Annotated in this window: 22 protein-coding genes and 1 pseudogene; 11 read left to right on the forward strand and 12 right to left on the reverse strand. The window is 62.4% G+C overall.

What is annotated here, in order from left to right; genetic code table 11:
* Positions 1-131 precede the first annotated feature (131 nt).
* Together ATE70_RS24695 and ATE70_RS05995 are read left to right on the forward strand one after the other, a co-directional pair.
* A complete protein-coding gene (locus ATE70_RS24695) occupies positions 132-467 on the forward strand; it encodes a hypothetical protein (RefSeq protein ID WP_156419799.1) in 336 nt (111 codons plus the stop codon).
* Positions 468-517: 50 nt separating this feature from the next.
* Positions 518-1,444, forward strand: coding sequence for a GGDEF domain-containing protein (locus ATE70_RS05995; protein WP_231740056.1), 927 nt, complete (start codon positions 518-520; stop codon positions 1,442-1,444).
* A gap of 354 nt (positions 1,445-1,798) precedes the next feature.
* Here the strand turns inward: ATE70_RS05995 and ATE70_RS06000 are convergent, their stop codons facing one another.
* From ATE70_RS06000 to ATE70_RS06025, 6 genes are all read right to left on the reverse strand, one after another.
* Positions 1,799-3,388 carry a long-chain fatty acid--CoA ligase gene (locus tag ATE70_RS06000; RefSeq protein WP_197411399.1) on the reverse strand — a complete coding sequence of 530 codons (1,590 nt, stop codon included), beginning with the start codon at positions 3,386-3,388 and terminating at the stop codon, positions 1,799-1,801.
* Positions 3,389-3,425: 37 nt separating this feature from the next.
* Positions 3,426-4,367: an alpha/beta hydrolase gene (locus ATE70_RS06005; RefSeq protein ID WP_058814412.1), complete on the reverse strand. Its 942-nt coding sequence runs from the start codon at positions 4,365-4,367 to the stop codon at positions 3,426-3,428.
* A gap of 11 nt (positions 4,368-4,378) precedes the next feature.
* Entirely contained in the window at positions 4,379-5,551 is a 1,173-nt protein-coding gene (locus ATE70_RS06010) for a serine hydrolase domain-containing protein (RefSeq protein ID WP_058537063.1), read from the reverse strand.
* Positions 5,548-6,459: an ROK family protein gene (locus ATE70_RS06015; RefSeq protein ID WP_231732801.1), complete on the reverse strand. Its 912-nt coding sequence runs from the start codon at positions 6,457-6,459 to the stop codon at positions 5,548-5,550. Before ATE70_RS06015 ends, ATE70_RS06010 begins: the two co-directional genes overlap by 4 nt.
* Positions 6,460-6,470: 11 nt before the next feature.
* Positions 6,471-7,577 carry a glycoside hydrolase family 68 protein gene (locus tag ATE70_RS06020; RefSeq protein WP_231732802.1) on the reverse strand — a complete coding sequence of 369 codons (1,107 nt, stop codon included), beginning with the start codon at positions 7,575-7,577 and terminating at the stop codon, positions 6,471-6,473.
* A 98-nt stretch (positions 7,578-7,675) separates the two neighbouring features.
* Complete coding sequence (locus ATE70_RS06025) at positions 7,676-9,799, reverse strand: TonB-dependent receptor (protein ID WP_058537064.1); 2,124 nt, start codon at positions 9,797-9,799, stop codon at positions 7,676-7,678.
* A gap of 129 nt (positions 9,800-9,928) precedes the next feature.
* On the opposite strand from ATE70_RS06025, the gene ATE70_RS06030 reads away from it, so the two are divergent.
* Both ATE70_RS06030 and ATE70_RS06035 read left to right on the forward strand, forming a co-directional pair.
* Entirely contained in the window at positions 9,929-11,398 is a 1,470-nt protein-coding gene (locus ATE70_RS06030) for an MFS transporter (RefSeq protein ID WP_058537065.1), read from the forward strand.
* A gap of 87 nt (positions 11,399-11,485) precedes the next feature.
* A complete protein-coding gene (locus ATE70_RS06035) occupies positions 11,486-12,478 on the forward strand; it encodes a LacI family DNA-binding transcriptional regulator (RefSeq protein ID WP_156419800.1) in 993 nt (330 codons plus the stop codon).
* A gap of 155 nt (positions 12,479-12,633) precedes the next feature.
* Here the strand turns inward: ATE70_RS06035 and ATE70_RS06040 are convergent, their stop codons facing one another.
* Genes ATE70_RS06040 through ATE70_RS24700 form a run of 3 tightly spaced genes read right to left on the reverse strand, consistent with a single transcriptional unit; the run spans position 12,634 to position 14,093 of the window.
* Positions 12,634-13,251, reverse strand: coding sequence for a hypothetical protein (locus tag ATE70_RS06040; RefSeq protein ID WP_058537067.1), 618 nt, complete (start codon positions 13,249-13,251; stop codon positions 12,634-12,636).
* The gene (locus ATE70_RS06045) at positions 13,251-13,931 is read right to left on the reverse strand and encodes a lasso peptide biosynthesis B2 protein (RefSeq protein WP_156419801.1); all 681 of its coding nucleotides are present in this window, start codon (positions 13,929-13,931) and stop codon (positions 13,251-13,253) included. The genes ATE70_RS06040 and ATE70_RS06045 overlap by 1 nt, the downstream gene beginning before the upstream one ends.
* Before the next feature lie 21 nt (positions 13,932-13,952).
* Positions 13,953-14,093, reverse strand: coding sequence for a benenodin family lasso peptide (locus ATE70_RS24700; protein ID WP_156419802.1), 141 nt, complete (start codon positions 14,091-14,093; stop codon positions 13,953-13,955).
* A 770-nt stretch (positions 14,094-14,863) separates the two neighbouring features.
* Here ATE70_RS24700 and hchA point away from each other — a divergent pair.
* The 5 genes and pseudogenes from hchA to ATE70_RS06070 all read left to right on the forward strand — a co-directional run bounded on the left by hchA (position 14,864) and on the right by ATE70_RS06070 (position 19,255).
* A complete protein-coding gene (gene hchA, locus ATE70_RS06050; protein ID WP_058537069.1) occupies positions 14,864-15,715 on the forward strand; it encodes a glyoxalase III HchA in 852 nt (283 codons plus the stop codon).
* Between the two features lie 16 nt (positions 15,716-15,731).
* The gene (locus ATE70_RS06055) at positions 15,732-16,448 is read left to right on the forward strand and encodes a PA1136 family autoinducer-binding transcriptional regulator (protein ID WP_058537070.1); all 717 of its coding nucleotides are present in this window, start codon (positions 15,732-15,734) and stop codon (positions 16,446-16,448) included.
* Between the two features lie 24 nt (positions 16,449-16,472).
* Positions 16,473-17,246 (forward strand): annotated as a pseudogene (locus tag ATE70_RS06060) (SDR family oxidoreductase).
* Positions 17,247-17,742: 496 nt separating this feature from the next.
* The gene (locus ATE70_RS06065; RefSeq protein WP_156419803.1) at positions 17,743-18,522 is read left to right on the forward strand and encodes an enoyl-CoA hydratase; all 780 of its coding nucleotides are present in this window, start codon (positions 17,743-17,745) and stop codon (positions 18,520-18,522) included.
* Positions 18,523-18,589: 67 nt separating this feature from the next.
* Positions 18,590-19,255, forward strand: coding sequence for an SDR family NAD(P)-dependent oxidoreductase (locus tag ATE70_RS06070; RefSeq protein ID WP_058537071.1), 666 nt, complete (start codon positions 18,590-18,592; stop codon positions 19,253-19,255).
* A 310-nt stretch (positions 19,256-19,565) separates the two neighbouring features.
* Here the strand turns inward: ATE70_RS06070 and ATE70_RS06075 are convergent, their stop codons facing one another.
* Positions 19,566-20,738: a CaiB/BaiF CoA transferase family protein gene (locus tag ATE70_RS06075; protein ID WP_231732804.1), complete on the reverse strand. Its 1,173-nt coding sequence runs from the start codon at positions 20,736-20,738 to the stop codon at positions 19,566-19,568.
* A 133-nt stretch (positions 20,739-20,871) separates the two neighbouring features.
* The gene (locus tag ATE70_RS06080) at positions 20,872-22,029 is read right to left on the reverse strand and encodes an acyl-CoA dehydrogenase family protein (protein WP_058537072.1); all 1,158 of its coding nucleotides are present in this window, start codon (positions 22,027-22,029) and stop codon (positions 20,872-20,874) included.
* Between the two features lie 274 nt (positions 22,030-22,303).
* Here ATE70_RS06080 and ATE70_RS06085 point away from each other — a divergent pair, with 274 nt between their 5' ends.
* Positions 22,304-22,951 carry a TetR family transcriptional regulator gene (locus ATE70_RS06085; protein WP_058537073.1) on the forward strand — a complete coding sequence of 216 codons (648 nt, stop codon included), beginning with the start codon at positions 22,304-22,306 and terminating at the stop codon, positions 22,949-22,951.
* Between the two features lie 127 nt (positions 22,952-23,078).
* Here the strand turns inward: ATE70_RS06085 and ATE70_RS06090 are convergent, their stop codons facing one another.
* Positions 23,079-24,494 (reverse strand): aldehyde dehydrogenase family protein, encoded by a 1,416-nt coding sequence (locus ATE70_RS06090; RefSeq protein WP_058537074.1) that lies wholly within the window; start codon positions 24,492-24,494, stop codon positions 23,079-23,081.
* A gap of 217 nt (positions 24,495-24,711) precedes the next feature.
* On the opposite strand from ATE70_RS06090, the gene ATE70_RS06095 reads away from it, so the two are divergent.
* On the forward strand, positions 24,712-25,962 hold the full coding sequence (locus ATE70_RS06095) for an acetyl-CoA C-acetyltransferase (protein ID WP_058537075.1): 1,251 nt from the start codon (positions 24,712-24,714) through the stop codon (positions 25,960-25,962).
* The last annotated feature ends 13 nt before the right edge of the window (positions 25,963-25,975 follow it).

Consider the following 25,975-nt stretch of genomic DNA (forward strand, 5'->3'; position numbering starts at 1 on the left):
CGCCAGTCTGCTTCAGGGCGATTGAACGGCAGCAACGGCCGTTCCTCCGTTGGCTCGGTTTCATTCCCATCAAATTCCGTCGAGAGACATCTACCCGCCAATGCTATCTTGCTTCTGCAGCCTTCAAGAGAATGGTCGATCAACGAGGCAAGGTTGTGATCTCCTTCAAAGTGCGCGGCTGGCAGCGTTATGGCAGTCCACACGAGATATTAACGGACTTTGGTCATAGTTCCCGCATGAGACGATCGGATTCCCTAGCGTCAACCATGCACAAGGCCCGATTTGCGGGCTTCCCGGACCCTGCCGCGCTTCCGCTCCTCGTCTATCGGGAATTCATCGATATGCTCTTCGGTATGGCGCTGCCGATCTTCGGATTTGGCGTGGCATTTGTCGGCATATGTCTGATGGTGAGCCGCGAACTCGATAGCCCTTTTCTCCTCCTCCTCGCAGTGCTGGCGCTTTGGTGACGTTCCTACGTCTCTGGATACTGATCGCCTATCGGCGAGCCTCTCCGGGTTTGGACTTCGAAGGGTTGAAGCGTTGGGAACTTCGCTATGCGATTGGCAACTATGCCCTTGCGACGCTGATCGCCGCCCTCAACGTCGCCGTGATCTTCATTCACGAGCCAATCCTGCATCTTCTCACCGTTAGCCTCGTATTTGGCTTCGGCGCCGGCATCGTGTCGCGAATCGCGATAAGGCCGAAAATCTGCGTCATAAGCCTGTTGCTAGCGACCCTGCCCACGGTTACCGCGCTGGCCTTGCACGCCTTCACGCCGCACCCCGGTCCCGTGCACGCCGAATTTTTTCTGATCGAAGCCTTCATCGTCGCGATGATCACCGGACTCAGCCTTCAGACCGTCGCGCATCTCTACCGAACCGCGGTTGAGCATCACATAGCGCGGCACGATTTGGCGCTGCTCGCTAAGACCGACGCTCTCACCGACCTTGCGAACCGTCTATCGCTCCGCGAGTTTTTTCAGGCGCGCATGGTCGCAGCAAAAGACGCCGACAGCCAGATTGCCGTGCATTTTCTCGACCTCGACGGGTTCAAGGCGATTAATGATCGCCACGGCCACCCAGCTGGTGATGCAGTGCTGAAAGAAGTGGCTCGACGGCTCAAGGCAATAGTCCGCAGCGATGATGTGGTCGCGCGGCTCGGCGGTGACGAGTTTGTCGTGCTGCAAGCGGACGTACTGCAGGACACCGAAGCCGAATTCATCGCACGTCGAATCATACGCGAAATTAGCAAGCCTTACGCTATCGGGGATAAGCTCCTGACCATCTCGGTCAGCGTGGGAATTGCGACGGCGCCAAGGATGGGCTTGGAGCTGGAGCGTCTCCTCACATGCGCCGATAGCGCCCTGTACCGTGCCAAGGCCGCCGGAAAGGCCCGGGCCCTTTTCTGCGTCGAAGTGGACGCGGTGAAATCGGTCGCGGCGTGACACCCGAAGGAACGCAGGCGCACCAATTGTCATAGCACCTGGAACCGAAAGTGTGCGAGGCTCCCAAGATCGGTGCGCTTGAGTGGCTGGGTAAACCAGAGCCCGCTGCGGCAGTACAGCGAACAAGCGCGCGGTGCCGAAGCCGCCGCGCGAGGACAGCGAGCCAAGTGTGCACGCGCGCGCGCATCAGCGCGGTCCCTAGCGTCGCTTGCCGACGCTAGTGTGCGCCCCTCATATGTCGGGCTCAACTATCAAATGTGGTCGGAATCAAAACTCAAGCAGGGGTCGGATTTTCGGCAAAACTGGCCGATCTGGGGCGGGCAGCTTTTGGGAACGACGGCAAGTTAGTGGACATTACGCCGTCAGCCGGCCTTTGTAGAAAGTGCGGAGCGCCTTCTTGTCGATCTTTCCAGTCGCCGTGAGCGGCACGTCAGCGAAAATGATCTGGTCGGGAAGCCACCATTTGACGAGCCGGGGCTCAAGCCATGCCCGGACATCCGCTTCGGTCAACGAGGCTTCCGGCATAGGTTCGATGACGAGGAGCGGCCGTTCCTCCCACTTGGGATGAAATACGCCAATAACGGCCGCGATTTTGACGCCCGGGCAAGCGACGGCGACATTTTCGATGTCGATCGAACTGATCCATTCGCCGCCCGATTTGATGACGTCCTTCTTCCGGTCGGTGATGCGCATAAAACCATTCGCATCTACAGTGGCGATGTCGCCGGTATCGAACCATCCGTCGGCGTCGAGCGCGCTGACCGCTTGCCGGTAATATCGTTCCAGCACCCAAGGTCCACGAACGAGGACGCTGCCTGCCTGGACACCATCGTGCGACAGGTCCTGACCATCATCGTCGACAATCTTGAGTTCGACGCCAAACTGGAGCCGGCCTTGCCGCGTCCAGATGATGTCGTTCATTTCATCATGGCCTAGTGCTGCAACCTTGGGCGTCGGTGTTGCGAGCACGCCGAGCGGCGACATCTCGGTCATGCCCCAGATCTGGCGAACCTTGACGCCATATTGGGTCTCGAACGTCTCCGCCATCGCGCGCGGCACGGCCGACCCGCCAATCACGACACGCTCGAGCGTCCCCGTGTCCTCGCCCGTGCGGGCGAGGTGATCGAGATACATGGTCCAGATTGTCGGCACGCCGCCCGAGAAGGTGACGCCCTCGGACTTGATCAGCTCTTGCAGGCTCGCTCCGTCGAATTTGTCGCACGGAAATACGAACTTCGCTCCGTTAATCGCTCCCGCGAATGGGAGGCCCCAGGCCGTCGCGTGATAGAGCGACTGGCACGGCAAGATCACGTCGAAGGCAGAGAAACCGAGCGCGCCCGACAGGCCGGCGACAAGCGCGTGCAGCACCACCGAGCGGTGCGAGTAGAGCACCCCCTTCGGATCGCCGGTGGTGCCCGATGTGTAGCAGAGAAAGGCCCCGCTGTTCTCCTCGAGGTCGGGCCAAAGGGTTGTCCCGGAAAATTCAGCGATGCGCCGATCATAGTCATCCCCGGTCAGCATCACGAAATGCTCGATCGTATGGAGCGCGGGTTTCAGCCGCTCGACGATCTCGTGCAGATTGGCGTCATAGAGAAGCACCCGGCTTTCGGCATGGTTGATCGTAAATGCGATATGTTCGTCCGGGAGCCTCGGATTGGCGGTGTGGAGAACAAGCCCCTTCCCGGGCGCAGCAAAAAACAGTTCGAAATGCCGGTGCGTATTCCAAGCGAGCGAGCTGATCCGGTCCCCCGGTTCGAGCCCGAGGCTCATGAGCCACTCGGCCCCCGCCGCCGCTCGCGAGAGCGCACCCGCATAATCGTAACGAAAGAGCTTGCCGTCGCAGTCCTTCGATACGATCTCGCGATCGCCGTGCGCTGTCGCTGCAAAGCGCAATATCTGCGAAATGTTGAGCGGCAGGTTCTGCATCAAACCCGGGATTGTCATCTAGCATGTCCTCAACCTGATCGCGGCCAGCCGCAGTCTACCCATTCGCCAGCAAAGCTTGCAGCCGCGCGACGACCTCATCGGTCGCCTCGGCGGCAGCCGGTATGATCCCGGCAAAATGCACGAAACCATGCGTCAGATGATCGAACTCCAGGAGTTCGGAGCGAACCCCCGCATCTCGCAGGCGTCCGGCGTAGGCAACGGCCTCGTCGCGCAGCGGATCGACCGATAGGACGACCGTCAACGCACGCGGCAAGCGCGAGAGATCGTCTGCCTTGAGAGGCGACAGGCGCGGATCGGCGGTGTCGGCGCCCTGCGCATAATCGGCGACACACACCGTCAGACTCGCGCGGCGGAGCGTCGGATCAGCGTCGCGAACGCGGGACGGATAGTCATTCTCGCCGGCGTCGAGGTCGACGGCCGGGTAGAGCAGGAGCTGTGCATCAAAGGGCCGTCCCTCTTGGGGCTCGTCGCGCATAGCGATGCAGATTGCGGCCGCTAGATTGCCGCCGGCGCTATCGCCGCCGATGATCGCTGGCAGACTATCACCGCCGAGGGACGACCGATTGGCGGCAATCCAGCGCGCGGCCGCGAGGCTGTCGTCAAATCCCGCCGGGAAGGGATGCTCGGGGGCGAGACGATAGCTGCTGGCCACCACCACCATCGAGAGATCCCGGCATAGCCGGCGGATGGTATGATCGACGGTGTCGAGGTCGCCGATGGCCCAGCCGCCGCCGTGAATATAGTGCAGCGTCCCCGTCGGCTCGGTCGATGGACGGTAAATCCGGAGTGGGACCTTGGCGTCGCGCGTTTCGATCTGCCGGTCTTCGATCGAAGCAACGTCTATGCGGCCGCCCGGCCCAACGATCATCGGGATCATCGCGGCAGCCTGCGCCCGAAGCGTCGGATAGTCGACGGGCCCCGGCGGCACGGAAGGCAGTTGGTCGACAAGTTGCTGCAATACTGGGTCGAGCGCCACGATAAACTCCGTCAATAAGTTGGAATGGAAAGGCCGAGGATGCGCGCCAGCGCATCGACGACGCGGTACACTTGTGGGTCCCTGACGCCGGGTTGGCCGGTGCGGTTGCGGACATAGGCAAAGCTGACACCCGAGGATGGGTGGGCAAAGGCGAGCGAGCCCCCCGCCCCGTCATGGCCGAACGATCCCTCGCCGAGCATCGGCTGGATCGCCCATGGCAGCATGAGGCCCGCGCCCCAGGTCGGACCGGCGAAGTCCTGACCGAAAGGCGTTCCCGAAGACACGGTACGACAGGCGTCGCGAAGGCAATCCTCCGAAACAAGCGGAGCCTGGCCGACGCTACCGATCGCCTTCGAATAGAGCCGCGCGAGCGAGCGCGCGTCGGCGACACCATTTGCGCCCGCCAGTTCGACGCGCTGCACGGCGGGATCGTTCATGGCGTCGGCGAGACCGCTCATCCGCGCGGGGAAAAGGCCATTCAGCGATATCGCGCGCGCTGCGATCGATGACGGGTCAAGTTCGGGCGTGTCATATTCGGCCGGAACCTCGACGGCGGCAATGGGCGACTGCGCGTCGCCGCTGCGGCCAATCTGTATGTTGAGTTCCAACGGCCCAGCAAGATTGGCGCGGAACCATTCTCCGATGGTCTGGCCGGTCACCCGCCGCATCAGTTCCGACGTGATCCAGCCCACGGTGATCGCATGATAGGCGTGTGCCGTGCCCGGCTCGAACAGCGGAGCTTCCGCCGCAAGCCTTGCTGCCATCGCGGCTGTATCGGCCAGGCCTGCGATCGTGATCGGTCCGCTTATCAGGGGAACGCCAGCCTGATGTGCGAGCGCCTTGCGGACACTGATATCGCCCTTGCCGTGCGCCGCGAACTCGGGCCAGTAGTGCGCGAGCGGCAGATCGAGATCGATCCTGCCGTTCGAGACCTGCGACAGGACGCACAGTGCCGATATTCCCTTGGTGACCGAGAAAACGGGGACGGCGGTATTGCGATACCAGGGGGTTTGATCGCTGGCATCTGCCGAGCCGCCCCAGAGATCGAGCACCGGCTGGCCGTCACGATAGATGGCGCAGGCGGCCCCGCGTTCGCCGCCCTCCTGGAAGTTCGCTTCGAATGCGTCGCGGCACGCCGCGAATTGCGGATCGACGGTGCCCTGAATTTGGGAACGGTTGGTCAAAATTTTCCCTCCTTGGTTCGGGCATCGATCAACACGGCTTCGCCGAGCGCGACGGCGCCAAGCGGCCCGGCCCGGTCTCCGAGCGCCGGAAGCGTGACCAGATCTTCGGCCGCGTCGCCCGGGACGAAGGGAAGATAGCCAGCCAGGTCCGCGACGACATGCTGCCAGGCGCGTTCGAGCAGAAAGGAGCGGCCCATGCCGATCCCGCCGCCTATCAGGATTTTCTGCGGGCTCGTTACCAGCAGAAGAGCACCGATCAGCTGGGCCAGGTCGTGCGCGACAAACGACCAGCGCGGATCATCTGCCCGTATTTCCTCGCCCGCCCTGCCGAACCGCGCCTGCAGCGCAGGACCCGACAACAGGCCCTCGATGCAGTCGCCATGAAACGGGCAGCTACCCGAAAACTCGTCGCCGTTTGCGCGCCGCAATCGGAGATGCCCGATCTCGGGATGGAGCGCCCCGTGCACGGGGCGCCCTCCGAGCAGCAAGCCCCCGCCGACGCCGGTGCCGAGCGTCAGATAGCAGAGGCTGTCGAGGCCCTGTCCAGCGCCCCAGCGCCATTCGGCAAGGGCCGCGGCATTGACGTCGGTATCGATACGCCACGGGCAATCCGCGACCGCGCCCAGCGCACCCGCGATATCGGCTCCGCTCCAGCCTGCCTTGGGCGTGGCGAGCATTGTGCCAAAATCCGTTGCACCCGGATCAAGCCGCAGCGGACCGAAAGAAGCTATTCCGAGCGCGGCAAATCCTTCGCGCCGCTTCCACCCTTCGAGCGTATCGACGAGGGCGCCGAGCGTTTCATTTGGCGTCGTCGTCGCAAATCGCGCGCTCGCCAGAATCTCGCTCCCGCGGGCAAGGACAGCCAGCGCTTTCGTCCCCCCCAGTTCGATGCCGGCGATTGTCTTCATAGGGACCATAGCTATCGCGCGATCCCTGCCTTGTCGCCTGCCAGCCACAGATGAACGAACGGCGCAAACGCGCCGCCGAAGTTCCGGTCATCGCCGCCGCTCCAGTCATCGACAAAGCTCGTGACGGACAAGTCGGGCAGTACGAACCAGCTATAGGCCTGCGCCGGCGCGGCTTCGGGATTGGCGAACACCAGCCCGCTACCATTGACCGGGCGCCAGCCCTCGAAGAGCGCGGGGGATACCATTGCGTAGAGCCCGGTCGGGCCGGCAGGCCCCGACGGCGCAAAAACATGACGCTGCGTCGACCAGAAGAGATAATAAAGGCCGGCGTGGAAAATGATGTGCGGTCGCTCGAGTTCGTTGTTGAGCGTGTCTGCGCTGACGATCGGCGGAAGGAGGGTCCAGCCCTGCTCGCCGCATTGTCGGCGAACAATTCCGATGACGCCGTTATATTCGGACCGCGAGCGCGCCTGCGATCCCGCGAACAGCAGATAATCATCGCCTCCCGCCGGATCACGGAGAAAGGCCGGATCGCGGAACGCCTTGATCTTCCCGACCTCGCTCGGGCCGCCGCAGGTGGACATATAATGCTCGAGGTCGATCGGGACGATTTCTTCCAGCTCGCGCCAATCGCCAAGCCTGGGTGCCTCGCCCGACAGGTCGAGCGTCGCCAACGCTGAAAATAAACGCTGCTCGAAGGTCAAAATCTGCTCGCCGCGACGCCCGGTAGCGGTAAAATATAGGGCGACGGTCGCAAGGTCCGCGGAAGCGACGGCCGACCCCGACCATTCGCGGCTACCGGGTGAAAAGCCGTCTGGCATGGCCGGCCCGAGGTGCCGCCATCCTTCCGCGCTGTGCAGCAGCAGGTGGATGCGTGCATGCCCGTGGCGCTCGTCCGGGTCGGCGAAGCGCGGCGCGCCGAGTGCCATCCACAGCTGCCTGCCACCGGCCAGGATGATCGGCTTTCCGGCCTCGTCCTGCACAGGCCAGGCGTCCCAGACGCCGAGATCGGGAGCGATCGGTGCGAAATCTTCCTCGCTGAGCAGCGGCGCCCGCAGAACGGGCGCTGCGTCGATCGCCTCGATATGATCACCCGTCCAGCGAGCCGGAACCATCATGATAATTTCACTCTCAAATATTCGAAAACCGGACGGACGCGCCGTCGAACATCGGAATCAAATGAGGGGGCGAGCGCCGCTGCGCTCGCCCCTCCTGATCAATCGATGGTGGTGCGCAAGCGCAGGCCGATGGTGCGCGGATAAGGTCCGGCGAGCAGCAGACTGTTGCGAACGAAAGACGGACCGCGTTCGTCGGCGAGATTCTCGCCGAAGATCGAAAGCTCCCAGCGGTCCGTGCGGATTCCCGCACTGGCATTGTAGAGCGAGTAGGGCCGGACGACATAGCCGTCGTACATGACCCGGCTGCTGGTGCGGCTGGCCGCACCGTTGAGGAAGAAGCGCAGGTCGCCGCTGCCGAGCGGCCGCTCGAAATCGGCATCGAGACGATAATTATACTTCGCTGTGCTCGAGAGGCGCTCGCCATTGGCGACGTTGGGAAGCGAGGCGGTGACGGCGGGATAGATGTCGCGGAATTCGCTGTCGTTCCAGTTGGCGACCGCGCCGAGATTGAGGCCATCGATCGGGGTGCGCCACCGCGCTTCGAGATCGACCCCCGTCGTGCGGGCTTTGCCGACGTTCGCGAACGCGGAAACGCCGAACGGCGTGAGACCGAATTGCAGATCCTTGAAATCGATGCGGTAGACGTTGAGCCCGAGCTGGACGCGTCCGTCGGCAAGCTTCGCCTTGATGCCCGCCTCATAGTTGGTGAGCGTATCGGGATTGAGCGCAATCGACGACGGGATCCCCGATGCCTCGACCAGCGAGGCCTGGAACGGCGTCTGGGTAATGCCGCTCCGGAATCCCGTGCTGACCGTCACGAAGGCGGTCAGATCGTCGGTCGGGAACCAGGAAAGGTTCGCGCGCCACGTCACCTTGTCGGGTTTGGTTTGCCCCGAGCCCGTTCCGGTCAGGATCGAGTCCGCATCGAAGCGTCGATTGTCCTTGTAATAGCGGATGCCGACCAGCGGCACGAGCTTGCCGCCGAACAGATCGTAGCTGATTTCGCCGAAAGCGGAATAGTTGCGGGTCCGCGTATCGTTGAACCCACTGATGGTGAGCGCGGTCAAGTTGGCATCGAAGCTGAAGAGCGCCTTAGCATTCTGGTAGAAACCGCCGACCAGCCAGTGGAACGGACCATCGCCGTTCGAGCGAAGCTGGATTTCCTGCGCGAAGCTGCGCGCATCATAACCGTTGAAGAGCGCGCCGGTGCCGAGCGGTCCGAAGGTCTGTCCGGTCAGATAGCCATATTCGGCATCGAGATAGCTGGTCGAACTGCTGAGGATCGCGGCGCCGGCGTCATATTCGACCGACACGCTGTAGAGATCGAAATTCCCGTTCTCATATCCGCGCGTGGTTCCGCTGAACCACTGCTGGGCAGGCTCAAGCTGGTTGATGCTCTGCGTATAATTCTGGCGCGGTTCCCAGTGCGCGGCCTGCGCCCGGATGCGCAGCGCGTCGGTCGGCTGCCAGAGCAGGACCGCCCGCACGTCGCGGTTGGTGACGTCGTTGGCATTCTTGAACGACGGCCCACCGGTCGCCGGCGTCTCGCTGAAGATATCGACATAGCCGGCACGCTTGTCATAGCCGCCGCTGATGCGGATCGCGAGCCGATCCTTGATCAGCGGCACCGAGATCGCTGCCGACACCCCGTAGTTCAGCGCGCTCGCATCATCCATCTTCGCGATCGTCGCCTCGCCGCGCATCTCGAAATTGTCGAGATCGGGCTCGCGCGTATGGTAGATGATCGTGCCCCCTGCCGAACCCTGCCCATAGAGCGTACCCTGCGGCCCGCGCAGGACCTCGATGCGGTCGATATCGATGAAGCGGAGCGGCGGCGCGATCGGCGAATTGGGAATCGCGAAGGGAACGTCGTCGATATAGTAGCCGATCGGCGAGTCGCCGATGCCGCCCGCGGCTCCCACGCCGCGCAGCGAGAAGGTCTTGATCACCGAGCCGACCTGTTCGCCCGGCGAAGCACCCGGGATCGAGTTCACAAGATCGGTCGTCTCGCGGATTCCGCGCTCTTCGAGCTGCTCGCCGCTGAAGGCCTGGATCGCGAGCGGCGTGTCGATCAGCGACTGCGAGCCCTGGCGCGACGCCGTCACGACGATGTCGCTGTCACTGCTTTCCGTCGTGGAAGCTGCATCTTGCGCCATCACCGGAGTGATCAATGCGATATGTGCAATGCCGGTAAAGGCGGCGGCGGTCAGGCGGCGTGTCATAGGTCCTCTCCCCATAAGCTGCGAATCCGCGATGGAATACGCAATCGATTGCGTGCGGTTTACGCAATCGATTGCGCAGTTGTCAACTCTCTGTTACCCGGCGGCAACGAATGTAGGTGGAGAGCACGCATGACAGGACCGACCGACCTTCCGAAAGGCGCCAAAGTCGGCACTTCGACGAAGCTTTATTACGGGAGCGGTCAAGCCGTCGACGCCATCGTCCAGGCGATCGTCAACACCTTCCTCCTCTTCTATCTCACCGCCGTATGCGGGATGTCGGGGGTTGCCGCCGGCAGCATTTTCCTGATCTCGCTTGGCGTCGACGGGTTGCTCGATCCGTTCATCGGGCGGCTCTCGGACAATTGGCGGTCGCGCTGGGGCCGCCGCCTCCCCTTCATGACGATCGCGCTTCCGCCCATGATGATCGCCTCGGCGCTGCTGTTCACGCTCCCCGCCAATCTCGCCGGCGGCGCCCTCTTCGCTTATGTGCTGGCGCTCCACATCGTCCTGCGTGTCGGCCTGTCGGTTTTCGCGCTCCCTCATTCGGCGCTGACCGCCGAACTCAGCGACGATTATGGCGAGCGCTCGATTATCAGCACCTACCGGGCCCTGTTCATCGTGCTGGGCACCGCGGCCGCGCTTCTCCCCGCCTTCGGCTTCCTGTTCGCCGAAGACGGCGCGCTCCAGACCCGGCCACCCTACCAGTGGCTCGGGCTCATGACCGCCTGCCTGATCGGCGGGTTCGGGTCGGTCTGCGTGGGGGGGATCTTCAAGACCGTGCGCAGGCTGCCGATGCCGCCCGGCGAGGCGACGGGCACCGGCTTCCTGTCGGACATGGCACAGATGTTTCGCAATCCGTCCTTCGTGCCGATGTTCGGCGGCGCGGTGCTGGTGCTGGTCGGCCAGGGCGCGACGACGGCGCTCAACCTTCACGCGTACCGCTATTTCTGGGAGCTGCCGACCGCCTATATGCAGCTGCCGCTGCTCGTTCTGCCGCTCGGCATGCTGCTCGGAACCCTCGCCGCAGGCCTCTTGCTGCGGCGCATCGAAAAGCGCGACGGCGTCGTCGGCGCGATCACGCTGCTCGGCGTCTACCAGATCGTCATCACCCTGCTCGCCGTCACCGGCGTCATTCCCGCGGGGTCGATGATCGCGGTCGTTCTCGTCGCGATCAGCGGCTTGCTCTTCGGCGGCTGCGGCGCGCTCTGCTTCGTCTGCTTCTACTCGATGATCGCCGACGCGGTCGATGAGCATGATCACCTCTTCGGCGTGCGCCGCGAGGCCCTCTATGCCGCGGCGCTGATGGTCGGAGCCAAGGCTGCCACCGGTCTCGGTGCCTTCCTTTCCGGACTCGGTCTCCAACTCATCGGGTTCGTGGCGCCGGCGAAAGCGAGCGGGATCGTCCCGCCGGATATCGCCACGTCGGTGGGTCTCCTATGGGGCCTCGGCGGCGCGCTGGTCGTGCTCGCGGCCATCCCCTTTCTTCGGCGATACAGGATCGATCGGTCGCATCATGCGGCGGTCGTCGAAAGCCTTGTGGCGCGCAACGCCGATCACAACACGGCACCGAATTTGACGCCGGACCTTGCGCAGGCCTGATCGGCGGTGCAATCGATGGCGTAACGCAGACGGGCGAGTGGAATGGAACTGGAAAAGGTGCGCCCAAAGTCGGGCCGGGCAGTCAAGATGACGGACATTGCGCGGATCGCGGGGGTATCCTCGTCGACCGTGTCGCGGGCGCTTGCCGATCATCCCACCATTCCCGAGGCGACGCGAACTACGATCCAGGCGCTGGCGAGAGAGCATGGCTATGTCGTGAACCGCGCCGCGCGGAACCTGCGCCAGAGCCAGACGCAGACGATCGCCGTCGCGGTCCCGCTTGGCCACGAGCGCGAGCAGCTGATTTCAGACCCCTTCTTCCTGCGCCTGTTCGGACATCTCGCCGACGAGATTTCGCAGCGGCGCTACGACATCCTGCTCGTGCGCGAGCCCTCGCCCGACGCGCATTGGCTAGGGCGCCTCGTTCAGTCGCAGCGCGCCGACGGCTTCATCATCGTCGGGCAGAGCGACCAGCATCAGGCCCTTAACCTTGCGGCCCGCGACTACCGCCCGCTGGTCGTCTTCGGTTCAGAACTGCCAGATCAAATCTATTGCTCCGTCGGCTCCGACAATTTCGAGGGCGGCCGGCTTGCCACGGACCATTTGCTCCGATCCGGCCGCAGGCGCATCCTGTTCCTCGGTCCCGCCGAACTGCCGCAGATCGACCTCCGGCTGGACGGTTACCGGCAGGCGATCGGCGATCATGGCCTGTCGGTCGACGAGAGCTTCGTCCTGCCCGCGCATTTTACGGGACCCTCGGCCCATGACGCGGTGCGCGATCTTCTCGCGCGGGCGGTGGAATTCGACGGCATCTTTGCGGCCTCTGACGGCATCGCGCTGTCCGCGATCCGCGCGCTTGAGAGTGCAGGCATGCGCTGCCCTGACGACATCTCCGTCGTGGGTTTCGACGACAGCGATCTCGCCTCGCAATCCCATCCGGCGCTAACCACCATTCGGCAAGATGTCCCCGGTATCGCGGCGACGATCGTCGATCATCTGTTTCGACGGCTGGAAGGGGAAGGCACCTATTCGTCGACGCTGCCGGTGAGCCTCATCCTCCGGGAATCCGCTCCCGGCTGAAAACACAGATGGCCGGTTACACACAGGCAGCTTTTGGGCTGCTCAACAAAGAGAGCAGACATTCCAAAGTCCAGCCACAGCGCTGCGGGTGCCGACCATTCTATGCGAGTAGGCCGCCATCAATCACGATCTCCGCTCCGGTCATATTCCCCGACTTAGGTGACGAGAGAAACAACAGCGTCTTCCGAGCCTATGCCACTACCCCCTACATGATCCCAGGGTGACCACCAGGGCTCCGTCGTAGCCCGCCCCCGATCGAAGACGAGGCACTCGCCCGCGATCAACTCTTCGACGCCGGCAAGACATGTCTTCCGTCCGCGCAAATCTCCGCCCGCAAGGATGCAGGCAAGCTCCGGAAAGTCGACGGCATCGGGGCCGGGCGCGGCGAGGTTCAAGATCGTACCGCCGAGAGCGACCCCTTCCGCTCCAATGCGGAAATAGCAGGGAAGCAGCCCGGAAGGGTCGCGAAATATACGCACCGCATCATCCGGCCCCACATGCACGACCACATAGCCACCCCAATATCCGCCGAGCAGCCCGCGCCCCCGATCGTCCATTAGACGGTCCGCTTCCGCCTGTCCTATTGTGAGGACCGAAGTGCTCGGTGTGCCGCGACGGAAAAGCCGGCCGATGATGATGGTCCGCGGCCCGACGCGGATTAGCGGCTCCCCTGACCAGATCGCGGCGCCGGGCAGAAGGATATCCGGCGGGACGCCATGCAGCGAGAGGCTAGCCGAGTTCGGACCCAGGTCGATATGATAGCCGCCTACCATCAGACAGCGAAGATCGGTTCATAATGGAGCACGACATCGAGCGGATCGGTCAGAACGAGGTCGCCGGCCTGCACCCAGCAGTGCGCGGCGAAAGGCATGGTGACGCCGAAGACAAGCGAGACGCCCTGCTTTTGCCGGGCCATCATGCGCTTCATCGCGATGCCGCGGGGAAGGCATTGGTCGGCGATCGACACATAGCGCCTCGCGCGGTGGAAGGCCGCTGCGATTGCTTCGCACGCCTCCCCGGTCGCTGCCGGTATGGAGTCATGCGCGCCGGAGAATTCACCGAGGATTTGGGCGATCGGGCGGCGGCGCAGGTCGCGCTGCGCGCGCCGCTGCGCGGCCACGCTCGCTACGGCGGAAAGAATGTCAGAACGACGAAGCGGAGCATCCACAAGGCTGCGAGACGGACTGGCTATGGAAACCGCGCGCGGCACTCTCCCCTTCCCGGTCTCGCCGGTGAGACCGCAGCTTTGCAGTTCGTCATGGTCGGCCTGCGTGGAAGTCCCGTTGAGAAAGCGTTGGAAGGCCTCCGCTGAGCTGCCGGCGAGCAGAAAATAACGGTTTTCAAGAAGGTCGAAGAAGACGAAGCTTTCGTTCACGCACCGATAGTGCAGGCCGGGGCGCAGCAAGGGTGTCATGAAGGTTTCAGGCAAGCCGCTGCGAATGGCGTGCCGCACGGTGGCGGCACGCCAGCGCTGTCAATCGTCGACGGTGATGCCGCCGGCGAACAGATAGTGTTCGCCCTGGTCCTCATCGACGGGGCCGAGGGGTTCGATGCCCCGGGTTTCGACACTGATCGCGCCGAGATCGATCAGCTCGCTGCTATGCTGCTTATTCATCACGTCTTCCTTCCCAATTAGCGACCGGAATGAGTCGCATTGAGGAAGTTATGCTCTGGCCAAGACGCCATCCATTTTATTATCCAATAATAATCGCATGAAGAAGTTTTCGCAAAAGAGCGACCGGGAAAAGGAAACACTCGTCGGTGAGCGTATCGCTACCTTTAGCTTGGGCCTGGACATGCGTAGCGAAACCCGGTCACGCGCCGATACATCATCGGCGCTGCCGCCATCATGCGTCAATCACGCGATTCCGCAATGCGAACTGGCTCCAGATCGGAATTCATTCACAATAGGCAATATTCCACGCGGACCACGTGACCGGCGCCCACCTGGCGGTCCTCGGTGAGGCCGATTAAGCCACCGGCCTCGGCAATCCGTTCGATCGCGGCTCGCGGCACGCGCACGCCCCACCACCCATCCTCCACTCGATCTAAGCCAGATCGCCGCAGCATGGACGCTTCATTTTCAAGCGGGGTGCTTACTCCCAGGCAGCGAGAGAACATTCTGCCAAACACTCCTTCATCGTGAATGAATAGCCGGGACTTCGACGAGGCAAAACCTCAGCGGCTGCCTGAAGATAAAGATCAATATGTTCACCGATTACCCGTGCAAAAGGGGTTCGCGAAAGCTGGTAGGTACCGGCACACCGCGGGCTCGGCATCGCAACGCACGCGGTGCTGGCGCCTCGTGACCGTTGAGGGAAAACCCTCATTGTTTCACCCGCTGGGAGGATTAGGCTGAAACAAATTCATACACAGGAGCACCTCATGGCTGACACTCAAACAAACGACAAGAAACCGCAATCCGACCCCGCCGAGAAGGACGCATTCTTTCCCTCACCCTATTCGCTCGGCCAGTTCACCTCGCCGAAGTCCGACCTCAGCGGTGCGGACTATGCCGCGCCCTACCAAGGCAGCAAAAAGATTCTGATGATCGGTGCCGACGAACGCTATCTTCTCACCGACAATGGTACCTTCTTCTCGACCGGCAATCATCCCGTCGAGACGCTTTTGCCGATGTATCATCTCGACAATGCGGGGTTTGCATTCGATGTGGCAACCGTCTCGGGCAACCCGGTCAAGTTCGAATTCTGGGCGATGCCGTCGCAAGATGACGAGGTGAAGGACTTCTTCGACAAATATCACCCTCAGTTCAAAAGCCCGCTCACCTTGGCCGACGTTGTTGCCGGCGGGCTCGAAGACTATGCCGCGATCTTCATTCCCGGTGGCCATGGCGCGCTGATCGGCTTGCCCGAGAGCGAAGATGTCAAGGCTGCGTTGGAATGGGCGGCCGCCAATGACCGCTTCCTGATTTCGCTCTGTCATGGACCCGCCGCTTTTCTCGCGGTCGGGAACAGCGACATCTACCGCGGCTACAAAATCTGTGCCTTCCCCGATGCGCTCGATGCGACGACGCCGGACATCGGCTATATGCCGGGTCATCTCACTTGGAAGTTCGGCGAGAAGCTGAAGGCCCTCGGTTTCGAGATCATCAACGAGGGTATTTCGGGCGCCGTGCACCGGGACCGCAAGCTGCTGACGGGAGACAGCCCGCTGGCGAGCAATGCGCTCGGCAAGCTGGCCGCCGAAGCATTGCTCGCCGAGGCCGACGTGGGTTGATGCATAGGGCCGGTCGATGAGCGCGGTCACCGCCGATGCGGCATTTCGGAGCGTCCTTGCGATCGAGGTGGCCGACGAACTTGCCGCAATCGAAAATGGGGTCCGCGCCTTTGCCGGCCCCCTAGGCTACGACCGGTTTGTGCTATTCTCGGCATCTGCCGCGCATGATGAGGTGCTGCAGAGCATTTACTGGGTTGAGGGCGACTGGTTCGGTGACGGCGAAAGCGTCGATGCTGCGACCTATATCCGCCGCTGTCCGGTGACGCGCCACATTCTTGAGGCGCGTGAACCCTTCTTCTGGACCAAGACGGTTGGAAAGGACGGCGACCTTTACAGGGTTGTGCGCGTGCCGCTTGGGCAGGGGACTCATGGCCTCCAGATTCCCATATTCGGCCCGCTAGGACTTGAGGGCGCAATGAGTTTGGGCGGAGAGCGGATCGACGCATCACCGCAGGCGCGATTGGCACTTGGGCTGATTGCGGAGGCGGCATTTCTCGCCGCGCGAAGGGTTTTCGAAGCGCCGATCGATAGCGTAAGCAAGCTGTCCGATCGCGAGCGGGAAGTTCTGGCCTGGACTGCCGCCGGGCGGCCGCAGGCCGACATCGCCGTGACCCTCGGCCTGTCCGAGCGCACAGTCGAAAATCATCTACGGCGCATCCGCAAGCGCCTGGGCGTTTTGACGACCGCGCAAGCGATCAGGGTCGCGATCCGCAACGGCGAGATCGACGCTTAAGATTGACGCTATGGGAGATACGAGATGAGCAAGACGGTCCTCATAACCGGTGCGGCTTCCGGCTTTGGTCGTGGCGTCGCGTTCGGCCTGGCAAAGCGCGGGCATCGGGTAATTGCCGGCTGCCAAATATGGCCCCAGGTCTGGGAATTGCGGAATGCTGCCTAGGCGGAAGAGTCCGACATGCAGGTTATCAAGCTGGACGTCTTGAATGAGATAGACCGCGCAAAAGCGCTCGGCATCGAGATCGACATATTGTTCAATAATGCCGGGATCATGGAATCGGGACCAATGGTCGAGATTCCGATGACGGTGTTTCGTTCCGTATTCGAAACCAATGTCTTTGCCGCGCTCGAACTCGCGCAAGGCTTTGCCCGCGCCATGGTCAGGCGCGGTGCCGGCCGGATCGTCTGGACCTCATCGGTAGCCGGGCTGGTCAAGGTTCCCTTCGATGGCGCTTACGCAGCATCAAAGCATGCTGTCGAAGGCATCTGTTCGGCGATGCACGAGGAACTGAAACCCTATGGTGTCGAGGTGCTGACGGTGACCCCCGGAGCCTTCCGCACGGGTTTTAATGACACCGGCATGGAGAGCATGGATCAGTGGTGGGATCAGGGCGAGCGAGTGGTCGGGCACTGGCCTGTTCGCGAGCTCATCCATCAGTATGATCCTGCCGAGATGATCGAGGCGATCATCGAAGTGATCGAGGCCGAGCACCCTCCATATCGAACCGTGCGACCTGCGAGTGCCGAAGCAATGGTGCGCAAGGAACAGCAAGATGCATGGTCGACATTGATCTGATCGCCAAGCCCGAGGCGCCTTGCGCGAAGCACCCATGATGGGCGATCAGCGCGCAACAAGGCCCCATCATTCCGAGGATTTTAACGCCTGACAGGTCTAAACCCCGGGGGCACAGCCGTCATGGCGCGAGCCGATGGTAGAAGCGGATCGAATGTCCGTCGTTTCGAGCAGAATGGCTGCCAGCCGCATACCGCGGCTGACGTGGATCGTCGCAGGACGAAATATGATGGGCTGTCCTCCGTCATGACAATGACACACCCGACGAGGGCAGGTAATAGAATTACTTGATTAATTAATATCGCGTCTCGATGCTTGTTATGGCAGGGAAATGCCAACGGCCATTTTCCGCCTCTCGTGGCGCAGATCAGGAGCGGCTCATCATGGTTCATCATGATCCATTGCGCGATTTCGACCACAGGAGAGCAACTGACACCCGCCAAGAATATCGTGCCCGCCGAGTTGCGGGCCGGGCGCCACGGTCGCCCTAGGACATCTCATGGAGCTGATCGAAGTCATACGCGATGACATGCTTGCGACCGTCATTCTGAATCGCCCCGAGGCAATGAATGCCCTGTCAGCGAAGTTACGTTCGGAGCTTTGCCTGGCGATGACCGAACTGGCCCTGGATCGCTCCGTCCATGCCATCGTCCTGACCGGCGCGGGATCGCGCGCCTTTTCCGCGGGCCTCGACCTCAAGGAGCTGGGCGCCGATATCGGCAGCTTGGGAGAAACGAAGACGCGGACCGAGAATGACGATCCGGTGGCGGCGATCGCTTCCTGTCCACAACCGGTCATCGGCGCGATCAACGGCGTGGCGATCACCGGTGGCTTCGAGCTCGCGCTGGCGTGCGATATCCTGATCGCGTCGACCAACGCGCGCTTTGCCGATACGCATGCCCGTGTGGGGATCATGCCCGGCTGGGGGCTGTCGCAAAAGCTGTCACGCATCGTTGGTCTTTCGCGCGCCAAGGAGATTTCGCTCACCGGAAATTTCGTCACCGCCGAACAGGCGCTCGACTGGGGGCTGGTCAACCATGTCGTCGCGCCCGACGCACTTCTGCCGAAGGCCCGGGCCATCGCTCGCGACATTGCGAGTGCTGCACCTTCGATGATCGCGTCCTACAAGCGCTTGATCGACGATGGCCACGCGCTAGCGCTGGGGGAAGCGCTCGCCCTCGAACGCGAGCGCTCGCGGGCGGCCAATCTGCAGGTGACCGCTGAAGAGGTCGAGGCGAGACGTCTCGACGTCGTCGAGCGCGGGCGGGCGTTTGGCTGATCGCCCAATTTTTGGAGAATCCGCGTGAGGCCTGTTGGTCGTCGCGGGTCGGTAACGGGAGGCATGAATGTCGAGCATAATTGTGGCGGGCGGTTTGGGAATTCTGGGCCGGGCGATTACCACCGAACTCGCTTCGCGCGGTCATGACGTGGCGGTCGTCGATTATATGTCGGGTGCGCACGAAGACGCCGCGTCTGTCACCAGCGGCATTGATCTCGCGGACAGCGATGTCGTGAAGGAAGCCTATGCCCGGATCGCGGCGGAAAAGTCAGGCATCAAGGGACTGGTCAATGTCGCGGGAGGGTTCGTCTGGGAGACGCTCGAACACGGATCGATCGACAGCTGGGACCGGATGTACCGCATGAATCTTCGAACGGCAGTGGCGTCCTCACATGCCATACTCCCTCACCTCGAGCACGGCGGCTCAATCGTGAATATCGGCGCCGCCGCTGCGACAGACCCGCAAGTCGGAATGGCGCCCTACACTGCGTCGAAAGCCGGAGTCGCTGCGCTGACGGCAAGCTTGTCGGAGGAGCTTCGGCCCATGAGAATTCGGGTGAACGCAGTGCTGCCGACGATCATCGATACGCCGGCGAACCGCGCGGACATGCCGGATGCTGACCTGAGCGACTGGATTTCGCCCCAGGCGGCCGCTCGCGTCGTCGCCTTTCTGCTTTCAGACGAGGCGGCGAGCATTACCGGAGCCCAGCTCAAACTCTCCATGGGGCAATGAGCCAATCGCACGGCGGTGTGCCGGTTTGGCCGGCGCAGCGGCGCGATCAAGCCGCATCGATCTTGCCGGGAGTGCGAGCCTTGCGCGGCAAGGTCAGAGCTTGGCGGCGATCGTCATCAAAATGGCGCCCCAAACGAGGAAGGTGACGGCGTAAACCGCAATACAGTCAGCCTCTTGGCGCAGTCTGGCGCGCATGATCTTCTCTCCTGCTCCTTGCCCCGCCCTTGTTTCGGACGGTGGCTTCACACAATGCCGTCATCGCGCGGAATCTGGCTTCGGATGCGGGATTCGAGGCCCGCACCAAAAGCGGTCATCCGGAGATGGATCGGCGGATTTCTTCGCTCTGTTCGCCTATCGCCGGGGCGACCTTGCCGGCTCCTCCCAGCGATACGCCAAAGCGGACAGGATGCCCCATCCGGAAGCACCGTCCTTCGGTGGGATGCTCATAGGCTTCGAAGAAGCCGGTGGCGGCAAGATGCGGATCATTCATGATGTCGGCGAGGTCACGGACAGGCTGAGCCGGGATTTGCGCGGCATGGCAGCGCGCAACGAGGTCGGCGGTCGTGAAGCCTGGCGTCAACCTTGCTATTTCGCGGTAAAGGAGCGGGAGATTGCGCCCCCGCGCCTTGCGGGTTGCGAACGCGTCCTGATCGAGGAAGCCCGGATTGCCAAGCAGTTCGAATATCCGCGACCAGCTTTCGTCGGTGTAAGCGACGATGCTCACGTAGCCGTCGGAGGTCGGGAAAGGCTGGCGATCGGGATCGATCTGGCGAAAATAGCCAACCGGAGCATTGGGAGGGTCGAAGGCCAGACCGCCGAGATGCTCAAGCAGCATGAAATTGGTGAAGACCTCGAACATCGGAATTTCAACGAGCTGACCCTCGCCAGTCCGCATGTGATGGATAATGGCGGCGAGCACCGCGTGCGCCCCATGAAGACCGGCGACCTTGTCGGCGATCAGCGAGGGCAGATAGCGCGCGCGCGGATCGCCATCGACGCGGGGGAGAAGCGTTGCCGTCCCCGACGCTGCCTGGATGACGTCGTCATAGGCCTGTAGATCGGCATAGGGGCCATCCTGACCGAAGCCGACGCAATGCGCATAAATGATATCGGGCTTGATCGCCTTTACCGCTTCATAGTCCAAGCCGAGACGTTCGGCGGCTTTGCCCCTGACATTGAGAACGAACACATCCGCATCCGACAGAAGCTTCTTCATCGTCTCGAGGTCGGCAGCGGTCTTGAGATCGAGGGCGATCGATTGCTTGCTGCCGTTGATTGCCATGAAAGCAGGCGCCATGCCGTGGGTCGCGGCCGCCTTGCCCGACCAGCGAAAAGAGTCCCCGCTTCCCGGCACTTCGACCTTGATGACGTCGGCGCCGAGCTCAGCGAGAATATGGGTGCAATAGGGTCCGAAGACGACGGTCGTGAGATCGACGACCTTCAAGCCCGTAAGCATCGCCTTGCCGTCCGCCATTCCCATCATATGCTATTCTCGCTGCCTTACCGTAAGCCACAGCATTTTAATTACCCAATTAATGATGCGCGATCAAGCTGAACCGTCCCGCCTCCCGGCGTGACATGCGCCGAAACATGACGGCACGGAGCGCGACCGACGCTCAGCGAGCGGAGCCGATGGCGCGCCAGACCAGATTCTTCTGAATTTCCGTGGTCCCCCCGTAGATCGTTTGCGCGCGCTCGAAGAAATAGGAAGCCGTGGCGACCGCGGCAAACTCGGGAATGAGCGGCGTCGCCTCATGCCAGTCGGAACGAGAGCGATCGAAAAAGGGCGCCGCATGCTCCCCTGCCCGGTCGATATACAGCTCGGTGATCAACTGCGCGGCCTGCGTGCAACCGATCTTCAGACTTGCGACGGTGGCGGCATCGCTTCCATGCACAAGCGCCTTCAGAACCTGCTGTTCGAGCACCATCACCGTAAATTCTGCATCGGCAAGCCGCCGGGCGAAGGCGCGGTCGCCCGCGACCATCGTGCGGAGGGTCGCAAGGTCGCGCTTCTTGCGGCCAACATGCGCGTAAGAGAGGCGCTCATTCTTGAGAAGGACGTTTGCATAATGCCACGCGCGCCCCTCCTCCCCGATGCGGTTTGCGGCGGGAACACGGACGTCGGTAAAGAAGACCTGGTTCAGCTCATGCGCGCCATCGATCGAAACGATCGGCCGCACGCTGATGCCTTCGCAATTCATCGGGGCGCAGATGAGCGATATGCCGTCCTGCTTTCTTTCTTCGTGCGAGGTCCGGCAGAGGCAGAAAATCCAGTCCGCGATGTGGGCGCCGCTTGTCCATATCTTGGAGCCATTCAGAATATAATCGTCGCCATCGCGTACCGCCGAAAAGGCGAGACTGGCGAGGTCGGACCCCGCGTCGGGTTCCGAATAGCCTTGCGCCCAGAAGGAGCGCGACGAGAGGATGTCGGGCAGCCAGCGCTGCTGTTGTTCGGGCGTGCCGAACGCACAGATGATCGGCCCGATATAGATGAGGCCCATCGGAACCAGGTTCGGCGCGCCCGCCAGCTCCATTTCCTCTTCGAACAGATAGCGTTCGACCGGCGTCCATCCCGTGCCTCCGAACTCGCGGGGCCAGCTGGCAGCCAACCAGCCACGGGCCTGGAGCGCCTGCTGTGCGGCTTCATAATCCTGACGGCGGAGAAACTGACCGGTGCGAACCTTGTTCAGGACAAAAGGCGGGAACTCGGTTTCGAAGAAGCGGCGAACCTCGGCCTGGAACGCCCTGTCGGCGCGGCTGAACTGCAGGTCCATGGCCTCACTCTCCTCACTTTTTCAATCGCGATGGACCATCAATTAATCGCATAGATAATTTCAGGCAAGCGTCGCGCAGGCCATCTATATCTGGCGAACGCTGTGGAGGTTATCGCCTGGACCGGCTGGCAAATAGGACCAGCGCCGCCGCCACAGGGCGTGGGAATATATTGTTCAATCAATTAATTTACGCCATATCCGAACGGCTAGCCGCAAGCTGCGGCGGGCCGATTGCAGGGGATGGTCGTGCCGGGACGACCACAGGGAGTGACGAATGAAGGTGCAGATCGAGGCGGAAGGCGGTTCGTCGACAGCGGAGTCTCGCGAGCGACTGCTGGAAGCGGCGGGACAATTGATGGCCGAGCGGGGTACGACCGATATTTCGTTGAGCGAAATTGCTGCGCGGAGCGGGGTCAATTCTGCGCTGGTCAAATATTATTTCGGCAACAAGGCGGGCATGCTGATGGCGCTGCTTCGCCGCCGGCTGGGTCAGGGAATGGCGGACCTGCAGCAGCTGCTGAAAATGGATACTTCGCCGCAGGACAAGTTGCGCATCCACATCAGCGGCATGGTCAACACCTATTATCAATATCCCTATGTCAACCGGCTGATGCACGAGCTGGCCAACGAGCCGTCGGGCGATTATGGCAAGCAGATCGCCGAGGAAATCAGCCTGCCGGTCGCCAAGGCGCAGCGCGCGATTCTGGAAGAAGGCCGGGCCAAGGGCATCTTCCGCGAGGTCGATCCTCTGGTCTTCTATTTCATGATCGTCGGGGCCTGCGACCAGCTGTTCCATTCACGCCACCAGGCGCGACATGTGTTCGGCCTTGAGGAGATCAACGACGATCTCAAACGCCGCTACGTATCGGAGCTCTGCAACAACCTTATCAGGGGAATCTCGGCCGACCCGCGCGCGAACTGACGGCGCGCCGCCCCGGTTGAGCTGCGCGGGAAGGACGCAAGGCGCCGCGGCCCAGGCGTGGCGCCTCCAGCCGCAGCCGCACGATTCTGCCCCCTCGCGCCGAGACCGACGCCAAGCTCCGCTGGACCTATTTGGCGATCGTAATCGTCTGGGGCACCGTGAACTCGAGCAGTCCCTCCTTGCCGTTCTCGACGCCGATCCCCGATTGCTTGTGACCCGCGAAGGGCGTCCAGGGCATGATGTAGAGCGTGTCGTTGATCCACACGGTTCCCGTCTCGAGACGCGACGCGATGTCCGCTGCGGCCTCCGTGTCGGCTGACCAGATCGAGCCGCCGAGACCATATTCGCAGGCGTTGGCACGAGCGACCACCTCGTCGATGTCGCGAAACTTCAGCAGCGGGAGGACCGGGCCAAAAGCCTCCTCCTGCACCACGCGGCTATCCTCGGGTGGGTTGTCGACGATCGCGAGTGGAACGAAGAAGCCAGTTCCTTCGGGAACGTCGCCGCCGGCAAGGAAGCGCAGCCCCTGCTGCTTGGCGTCCTCGATGAGATTCTTGACACGTTCGAACTGGGGGCGGTTCTGGATCGGTCCGAAACTGCTTCCCTGGTCGAGCCCGTCGCCGACCTTCGCGGCGCGCGCGCGCGCGACAAGTGCATCCGCCACCTTGTCATACACATCTTCGTGCACATACATCCGCTTCGTCGCGATGCAGATCTGGCCGCTGTTCGCGAAGGCCGAGAAGAAGAGCTTGTCGGCCACCTCATCCAGCGCCACATCGGGCATGACAATTGCCGCATCATTGCCCCCGAGCTCAAGGGTCACCCGCTTGAGGCCTTTGGACGCGGTTTCCATGACGCGCTTGCCAGTCGCGGTCGAGCCTGTGAAACTGATCTTGTCGATGCCCTCATGCGCGGTCAGCCAAGGGCCAAGGCGATCGCCGCCGCTGATCACGTTGAACACGCCTGGCGGAAGATGCTCGCGAAGAAGCTCGGCCAACTTGAGCATCGTGAGCGGTGTAAAGGGCGAAGGCTTGAGCACCAGGGTATTGCCGGTAAGCAGCGCCGGTGCGATCTTCCATACGGCGAGATTGACCGGGAAGTTCCAGGGTACGATGCCCGCGACCACCCCGAGCGGGACGTGGCGCGTTTCGGACCGTTTTGAAGCGCTATCCTCGGTGACGGTAACCGGAATGTCCTGCTTCGATACCTCATTGGCCCAATAGGCGGCGAAGGCGATCTCCTGCGCCGCGCCGTCGAGCGGGCGTCCCTGCTCAAGCGTAAACAGACGGGCGAAGTCGGCCTGGTGCTCGGTCAGAACCTCGCCAATCCTGGCCACCGCGCGCCGCCGCTCTTCGATCGGTGTAGCACGCCAGCCGGGAAAGGCCGCGCGGGCGGCGGCCACGGCGTCATCCAACTGCTTTTCCGAGCAGTCGGGAGCTTTGGCAACGATCTCCTCGGTTGCCGGATTGATGACATCGATCGTCTCGCTCGACGAGACGGCCTTGCCTCCGATCGTCATCGTGAAGCTATCGAAAAAGCTCATCCGGATTTTCTCCCATCAGGTGGCCGCAAACAATTGGCTCTATTTAATCATTCAATTGATTATGCGACGAGGCAAGCGTTTTTTGCATGCGGGCTCGCCGCCGGTCGGGCTCCCGAGCATTCCTGCCGCGTCGACCAATTCGCTTGATCGAAGCAAGGGATTAAATTAATCGCTCGACTAATTCTGGATCGGACCAACCTCTTGCAGGCATGCTTTCATGACTGAAGCCTATATCATCGACGCCGTCCGCACCCCGCGCGGGATCGGCAAGCCCGGCAAGGGCGCGCTTTCGCACCTTCACCCGCAGCATCTTGCCGCGACGGTGCTCGCTGCGATCCGCGACCGCAATAATCTCGACACATCAACGGTCGACGACATCGTCTGGTCGACGTCGAGCCAGGTCGGCAAGCAGGGCGGTGATCTCGGCCGCATGGCGGCGCTCTCGGCGGGCTATGACATCAAGGCGAGCGGCACGACGCTCGACCGCTTCTGCGGCGGCGGCATCAGTTCGGTGAACTTCGCGGCGGCGTCGGTGATGTCGGGTATGGAAGATTGCGTGATCGCCGGCGGCACCGAAATGATGAGCTTTACCGCCAGCCACGCCGCTGAGCAGGCCAACGCCGGCCTTGCCCCCCAGATGATGGGATCGGGTCATGAAGCGCTCGACACGCTCCACCCGCAATCGCACCAGGGAATTTGCGGCGACGCGATCGCGACGATGGACGGCATCAGCCGCGAGGCTCTCGATGCGCTCGCGCTCGTCAGCCAGCAGCGCGCCGACAAGGCGATCAAGGAAGGCCGTTTCAGCAAGTCGGTCGTCCCCGTCCTTAACCCAGACAGCAGCGTTGCGCTCGACCGCGAGGAGTTTCCGCGCCCCGAAACGACCGCCGAAGGGCTTGCCGCGCTGAAGCCCAGCTTCAGCGGCCTGGCCGATTTCGATCTTGGCGGCGGGGTGACCTTCCGCAAGCAGATCAACCGCCGCTATCCCGACCTCGAAATCCAGCATTTCCATCATGCGGGCAATTCGTCGGGCGTCGTCGACGGCGCCGCGGCGATCCTGCTCACGTCGCAAGCCTATGCCGAGAAGAACGGCCTGACCCCGCGCGCGCGCATCGTCGCTTATGCCAATATCGGCGACGACCCGACGCTGATGCTCAACGCCCCGGTCCCGGCGGCGAAGAAGGTGCTCGAAAAGGCGGGGCTGACCAAGGACGACATCGACGTCTGGGAAATCAACGAGGCCTTCTCGGTCGTTGCCGAGAAGTTCATCCGCGACCTGGATCTGGATCGTGAAAAGGTCAACATCAACGGCGGTTCGATGGCGCTCGGTCACCCGATCGGCGCGACCGGCTCGATCCTGATCGGCACCGCGCTCGACGAACTCGAACGCTCGGGCGGCCGCTATGGCCTGGTCACCATGTGCGCCGCCGGCGGCATGGCGCCGGCGATCATCATCGAAAGGCTTTGACGTCGAAGCTTTG

The organism is Sphingopyxis sp. H053, from assembly GCF_001468225.1.
Taxonomy (GTDB): domain Bacteria; phylum Pseudomonadota; class Alphaproteobacteria; order Sphingomonadales; family Sphingomonadaceae; genus Sphingopyxis.